At 70.7% G+C, this 5716-nt stretch carries 5 protein-coding genes and 1 pseudogene; 4 read left to right on the plus strand and 2 right to left on the minus strand.

Annotated features, from left to right (window positions below):
* A partial coding sequence (locus G4D87_RS32565) for a D-alanine--D-alanine ligase (RefSeq protein WP_163786583.1) occupies positions 1-920 on the plus strand: 920 nt, incomplete at its 5' end.
* A gap of 325 nt (positions 921-1245) precedes the next feature.
* A complete protein-coding gene (locus G4D87_RS32570; protein ID WP_163786584.1) occupies positions 1246-2769 on the plus strand; it encodes a cellulose synthase family protein in 1524 nt (507 codons plus the stop codon).
* 67 nt (positions 2770-2836) lie between these two features.
* Here the strand turns inward: G4D87_RS32570 and G4D87_RS32575 are convergent, their stop codons facing one another.
* A complete protein-coding gene (locus G4D87_RS32575) occupies positions 2837-3379 on the minus strand; it encodes a hypothetical protein (RefSeq protein WP_205507802.1) in 543 nt (180 codons plus the stop codon).
* 83 nt (positions 3380-3462) lie between these two features.
* Between G4D87_RS32575 and G4D87_RS32580 the strand changes: the two genes are divergently transcribed.
* On the plus strand, positions 3463-4518 hold the full coding sequence (locus G4D87_RS32580) for a PEGA domain-containing protein (RefSeq protein ID WP_163786586.1): 1056 nt from the start codon (positions 3463-3465) through the stop codon (positions 4516-4518).
* A gap of 52 nt (positions 4519-4570) precedes the next feature.
* Here the strand turns inward: G4D87_RS32580 and G4D87_RS32585 are convergent, their stop codons facing one another.
* The gene (locus G4D87_RS32585; protein WP_163786587.1) at positions 4571-5167 is read right to left on the minus strand and encodes a hypothetical protein; all 597 of its coding nucleotides are present in this window, start codon (positions 5165-5167) and stop codon (positions 4571-4573) included.
* Between the two features lie 53 nt (positions 5168-5220).
* Here G4D87_RS32585 and G4D87_RS32590 point away from each other — a divergent pair.
* Positions 5221-5716, plus strand: a pseudogene (locus G4D87_RS32590) (M1 family aminopeptidase); the annotation flags it as partial.

Here is a 5716-nt window from a genome sequence, read left to right on the forward strand (position 1 = left end):
AGACGGGAGAGGCCGTGGTGGCGGCGCTCGAGTCCCGAGGCCATCAGGTGACTCGCATCTTCGCGGGGCCGGGCCTGGACCGGGCACTGCGCGCGGCCGAGCTGGACGTGGCCTTCGTCGCGCTCCACGGGCGCATGGGCGAGGACGGCCGGGTGCAGGGCCTGCTGGAGCTGCTGGAGTTGCCGTACACGGGCTCGGGCGTGCTGGCGTCGGCGCTGGCCATGAACAAGCCCTTCGCCAAGCGGCTCTTCCGCCTGCACAACCTGGCCACGCCCCAGGGCTACACGGTGGCGCGCGAGGACGCGTGGCGCGCCCTGGCCCTGCACGGCGACCTGGGCTTCCCGTGCGTGGTGAAGCCCGCGTGCGGCGGCTCGTCGGTGGGGCTGGCCGTGGTGCGTGAGCCGGAGGCGCTGGCGTCCGCGGTGGCGCAGGCCAGCCGGTTCGGCGGCGAGGCCCTGGTGGAGCGCTATGTGGCGGGCCGTGAAGTCACGGTGGGCCTCCTCGGCGGCCAGGTGCTGGGAAGCTGCGAGGTGGCCACGCCGCGCGAGGGCTTCGACTTCGACGCCAAGTACAAGGGCGGGGCCGCGTACTTCTGCCCACCCCGGCTGTCCCCCACGCGCGTGGCCAACGTGGAGGCCCTGGCGCTGGCGGCCTACCGCGCGCTGGGCTGCCGCGGGCAGGCGCGAGTGGACCTGCTGTGCTCGGACACGGAGAACGACGTGGTGCTGGAGGTGAACACGCTGCCGGGCTTCACCCCCACCAGCCTGCTGCCGAAAATCGCCGCCAGGGCCGGACTGGACTTCGCCGCGCTGACGGAGCGCATCCTGGCGCTCGCCACCCGCGATGAGGCCGGAATCCTGGAGGCCCCCGCCGTGGAGACCTCGCCGGACCGGGCCGCGCCGCTCCTGGCCGTGAGCTGACCCCTCAGGTCGGTCAACCCCTGGCGTTGTTTCAACCCCGGCGCCAGGGCCACAAGCTGGGTGTGATAGGAGTGACGCAGGGTGTCAGGTGCCCGTGAACGGAACGTTCAATTCCGGGGAATAGTTTGACACGGCCTTGAACGCGTTCCTATTGTCCGGCGCCGATCACTCCCCGAAGGTCAAAACCTTGTCATTTCGGGTACATACGATGTGGGGGCTTGGACGACCCATCTCGCGGCGGTACGCGCGAGACGGAATCAGCCGGGCCGACCCGCACGGAAGGACCGCAGGCCCTCTGGGCTGTGGCAGGGGTTGAGCGTCACCGATGACCACCGTCGAGATCATCTTTCTGGGCGTTTATTTCAGTCTCCTGGGCGTGCTTGGAGTCTACGGCTCGCACAGGTACCGAATGGCGTTCCTGTACTACCGGCACAAGTTCAAGCTGCCGACGCCGAAGGGCGCGCTGGAGTCGTTGCCCAAGGTCACCATCCAGCTCCCCATCTTCAACGAGATGTACGTGGTGGAGCGCCTGGTGGAGTCGGTGTGCCGCATCGACTACCCGCGCGACCTGCTCGAAATCCAGGTCCTGGACGATTCGACGGACGAGACGTGCGGCATCGCCCGTGCGTGCGTGGATCGCCAGCGCCTGAAGGGCCACGACATCGTCTACATCCACCGCACCAACCGCCAGGGCTTCAAGGCGGGGGCGCTGGAGAACGGCCTGAAGCTGGCGAAGGGCCAGTTCGTGGCGGTGTTCGACGCGGACTTCGTGCCCAGCCCGGACTTCCTGACGCGCACCGTGCCGTTCTTCTCGGACGACAAGGTGGGCATGGTGCAGGTGCGCTGGGGCCACCTCAACCGCGAGTTCTCCCTGCTGACGCAGGCCCAGAGCATCTTCCTGGACGGGCACTTCATCATCGAGCACACCGCCCGCAACCGCTCTGGCTGCTTCTTCAACTTCAACGGCACCGCGGGCATCTGGCGCCGTGACACGATTTCCGACGCGGGCGGCTGGCAGCACGACACGCTCACCGAGGATCTGGACCTGAGCTACCGCGCCCAGCTCAAGGGCTGGCAGTTCGTGTTCCTCCCAGAGGTCATCTCCCCGGCCGAGGTGCCGGTGGACATGAACGCCTTCAAGAGCCAGCAGCACCGCTGGGCCAAGGGCTCCATCCAGACGGCGAAGAAGCTGCTGCCCACCATCCTCAAGAGCGACCTGCCGCTGCTGGTGAAGCGCGAGGCCTTCTTCCACCTCACCAACAACATGGCCTACCTGTTGATGGTGCTGCTGTCGGTGCTGATGCCCATCAGCATGGTGGTGCGCTTCCAGCACGGCCTGTACGGCACGCTCTTTCTGGACCTGCCCTTCTTCCTCACGGCCACCGCCAGCGTCTGCTTCTTCTACGTGGCGGCGCAGCGTGAGCGCGGCGCCAAGGGGTGGGAGCGGGTGAAGTACCTGCCCTTCCTCATGAGCCTGGGCATCGGCCTGGCCATCAGCAACGCCAAGGCCGTGGCGGAGGCGCTGCTCAACCAGCAGTCCGGCTTCGCGCGCACGCCGAAGACGGGCGCCGAGGGCAAGAAGGCCGTCACCATCAAGAAGGCGTACCGGGGCAGCAAGACGCTGCTGCCGCTGGTGGAGCTGCTGTTCGCCGCGTACTTCACCGGCGCGCTGTGGTTCGCCATCGACGCGCGCATCTACACGTCGGTGCCCTTCATCGTCCTGTTCCTGGCGGGCTTCCTGTACGTGGGCAGCTCCAGCCTGCTGCAGGGCCTGTCCGGCCGGATGAAGCTGGTGGAGTCCACCCCCGCGGTGGACACCCCCGACGAGCAGCCCCGCCGCGCGGCCTGAGCGGCGTCCTTCCTTCGGGAAGACGGGGGTGAGGCTGGCACCGCGCCGCCTCACCCCTTTCGCGTTTCTACGTGCCCGCGTCCGGCGAGCTGCCCGCGTCCGGCGGGCCCCGCAGCAGCACCTGCTCCATCCGCACGCTGGGGGCGCCCGTGGGGGCCGTGCGGCAGTCCTCGTCGATGGAGGTGCTGGTCGCCGAGCGCAGCGTCAGGCCCGCGTCCGTGCACCGCACCACCTCTGTCGGAAAGGTGACGGGGCAGGGCGTCCCGGCGCCGGAGAAGCCGGTGGCGCGCGTTTCGCCCACGAAGCCCGCGGGGGTGCGCCGCAGGACGATGGACGGCGAGCCCGCGTCCGGGGCGTCTACCGCTTCCGAGTCATGTGCGCGGACGACGGCGAAGGAGAGTGTGCCGCCGTCATCGTCGCCGTAGTACCGGAAGGCGGGGTTCCCCGCGTGGTGGTACTCGCCGCCCTGGTTCTGCTCGCAGCCGGCGGGAATCTTCACCGCGGGCGGCGCGGGTGGCACGGGCACGGTCCTGGGCGGCGCCTTCGCGGTGCAGGCTGTGAGGGAGAGGACGCTGAGGTGGAGGGCCAGGGTGGGCAGGACGCGGTGCATGGGGGACGGATATTCTCCCAATCCACAAGGCCCTGGGACTCTGTTTGATTCCCTTGGGATGACTCTCTAACCTTCGGTTCGTCATGAGCCTCCACCGCATCGTCGTCTTCGCCCTGGTGACTGTCCTGGCCGCCCCTTCGGCCGCGCTCGCGCAGGATGACTTCCTGGCGCCGCTCACCACGCCGTCGAAGCCCAAGGTGGGCAAGCCCAAGGTGGTGAAGAAGAAGAAGCCCGCGAAGGCGCCCACCCGGAAGCCCCCGCGCGCGAAGGCGCCCGCGAGGGGGAAGAAGAAGAAGCCCGCGGTCCAGGACGACCTGCTGCTGGCGCCGCTGACGCCCGTGAAGACGGAGGTGCTCGTCCGCATGACGGGCAACGTGCGCGGCGCGAAGCTGTTCGTGGATGGGAAGGAGTTCGGCGTCCTCTCCTCGGCCATCGTGCCGGTGGAGGTCCGCCCGGGCGAGCATCACCTGGTGGTGCGCCGGGTGGGTTACGCCGACTTCACGCGGCGCATCGACGTGAAGGCGGGCACGCAGGCGGAGGTGCTGGTGTCCATGGACGCCACCATGGGCTTCGCCACGCTGACGGCGGACGTGGCGGACGCGGTGGTGCTGGTGGATGGGCAGAAGGTGGGCGCCGTGCCGCAGGCCAACGTGCTGCTGCGCCCGGGCTCGCGCGAGGTTGAGTTCCGGGCCCCGGGCTTCAAGCCGGACGTGCACAACATCACCGTGTTCGCGGGGCGGAGCTACGAGGTGACGGGCCACCTGCGGCCCCTGCTGGACACGTCCGTGGCCACCGCCGACGTGCCGAAGAGCCCGGTGTTGGAGCCGTCCTCCGGGCTGGACCCCGACGACGCGCCGGCCCCGGGCCTGTCGTTCGCGGAGGAACCGGAGACGCCCGAGGTGGAGGGCTCCAAGCCGTGGTACGGCCGCTGGTACGTGTGGGCCGGCATTGGCGCGGTGGTGGCCGCCGGCACGGTGGGCGCGGTGATGGCGACGCAGGGCGGTGGCGCCAGCCCGCTGAGCCCCACGGACGTATGCGGTCCGGCCGGGTGTGACGCGGTGCTGGGCGGCATCCGCTCGGTGCGCGGTGGAGGCGCGGGGCTTCAGGCGCCCGCGCCCGCCGGAGCGCTGCGCTTCTGACGCGGCGGTGAAGCGTCCCGCCCTCGACGTGGGCGGGACGGCGCCACGGGGGCTACTGGTCGCGCAGGTCGTCGTTGTCGGCGCGGCTGTCCGGGGCGAGCAGGAGGTACACGTCGCTCACCCGTCCCACGCCCCAGGTGTCCAGCGCGGTCGCGCGGACCTGGAAGGGGGCGGCGTCGGGCAGCAGGTGGGTGATGTCCACCTCGCCCGCTTCGAAGGTGAAGGCGCGGCGCCCCACGCTGTCCACCAACTCCCGGCCCATGTGGACCGCCTCGGTGAAGCCCACGGTGGCGCGCCGGGTCACCTGTCCACGCGCGTCCAGCACCTCCAGCAGCAGGAAGTTGTCCACGGAGATACCGAGCGTGCCCTTCGCGTCGCCGTAGAGGCGGGCCCGGTGCCCGTCCAGGCTCAGCGTGGGCGTCTGGCCGGTGGCGACGACGCGCGGCGTGCGCTCACCCTCCGTGGCGTCCACCTCCACGTCTTCGCGCAGTTGGGTCAGCGTGTGCGTCTCCCGGGCGGGCGTGTCCAGCAGGAGCCGAACGGCGCGGGGCTCGGTCGACGTGGAGGTGGGCGTGGCCGAGGCGGGCACCTGCCGCGCACAGGCCATCAGCCCCAGAGCGGCGGCCAGGACGAGCGTTCGAGAATGCATGGGAGGTCCAGGGTAGATGAGCAGGGGTGACCCGGGTCAATTAGCATGGCCGCATGCGGACCTTCCTCCATGGGTGCCTGCTGTGGTGTGTGCTCTCCGGGACGCCGGCGTGGGGCAACGCGCCCGCGGAGCCCCTGGTTTCACCCGAGGTGCAGCTGTGCCTCCAGCACCTGAAGCCCGCCGAGCGTGAGCGGGCCGCGAAGGCGCTGGGGCCCCTGGAGGAGCTGCCGCTCTACCGCGTGCAGTTGGAGGTGGACCCGGAGGCCCGTGGGGTGAAGGGCCGGGTGCAGGTGGAGGTGCTGGCCCGGAAGCACCCCCTCACCGAGCTGTACCTGCGGCTGACGCCCAACGCGCAGGGCCGCCGGTTGACGCTGTCGGACGCGAAGCTGGGCGGCCGGCCCGTCACGCTGGAGCGGCCGGAGCCCACGTTGTACCGCCTGTCGCTGGAGTCCGAGCCCGTGCCGCCGGGCGCCGCCGCGGTGCTGGACGTCGCGGTGGAGGGCCTGGTGCCGCGCGCCGCCGCGCCCTCGGGTGGCGCCGCGGGCGGGC

The sequence above is a fragment of the Myxococcus vastator genome (assembly GCF_010894475.1).
Lineage (GTDB): Bacteria > Myxococcota > Myxococcia > Myxococcales > Myxococcaceae > Myxococcus > Myxococcus vastator.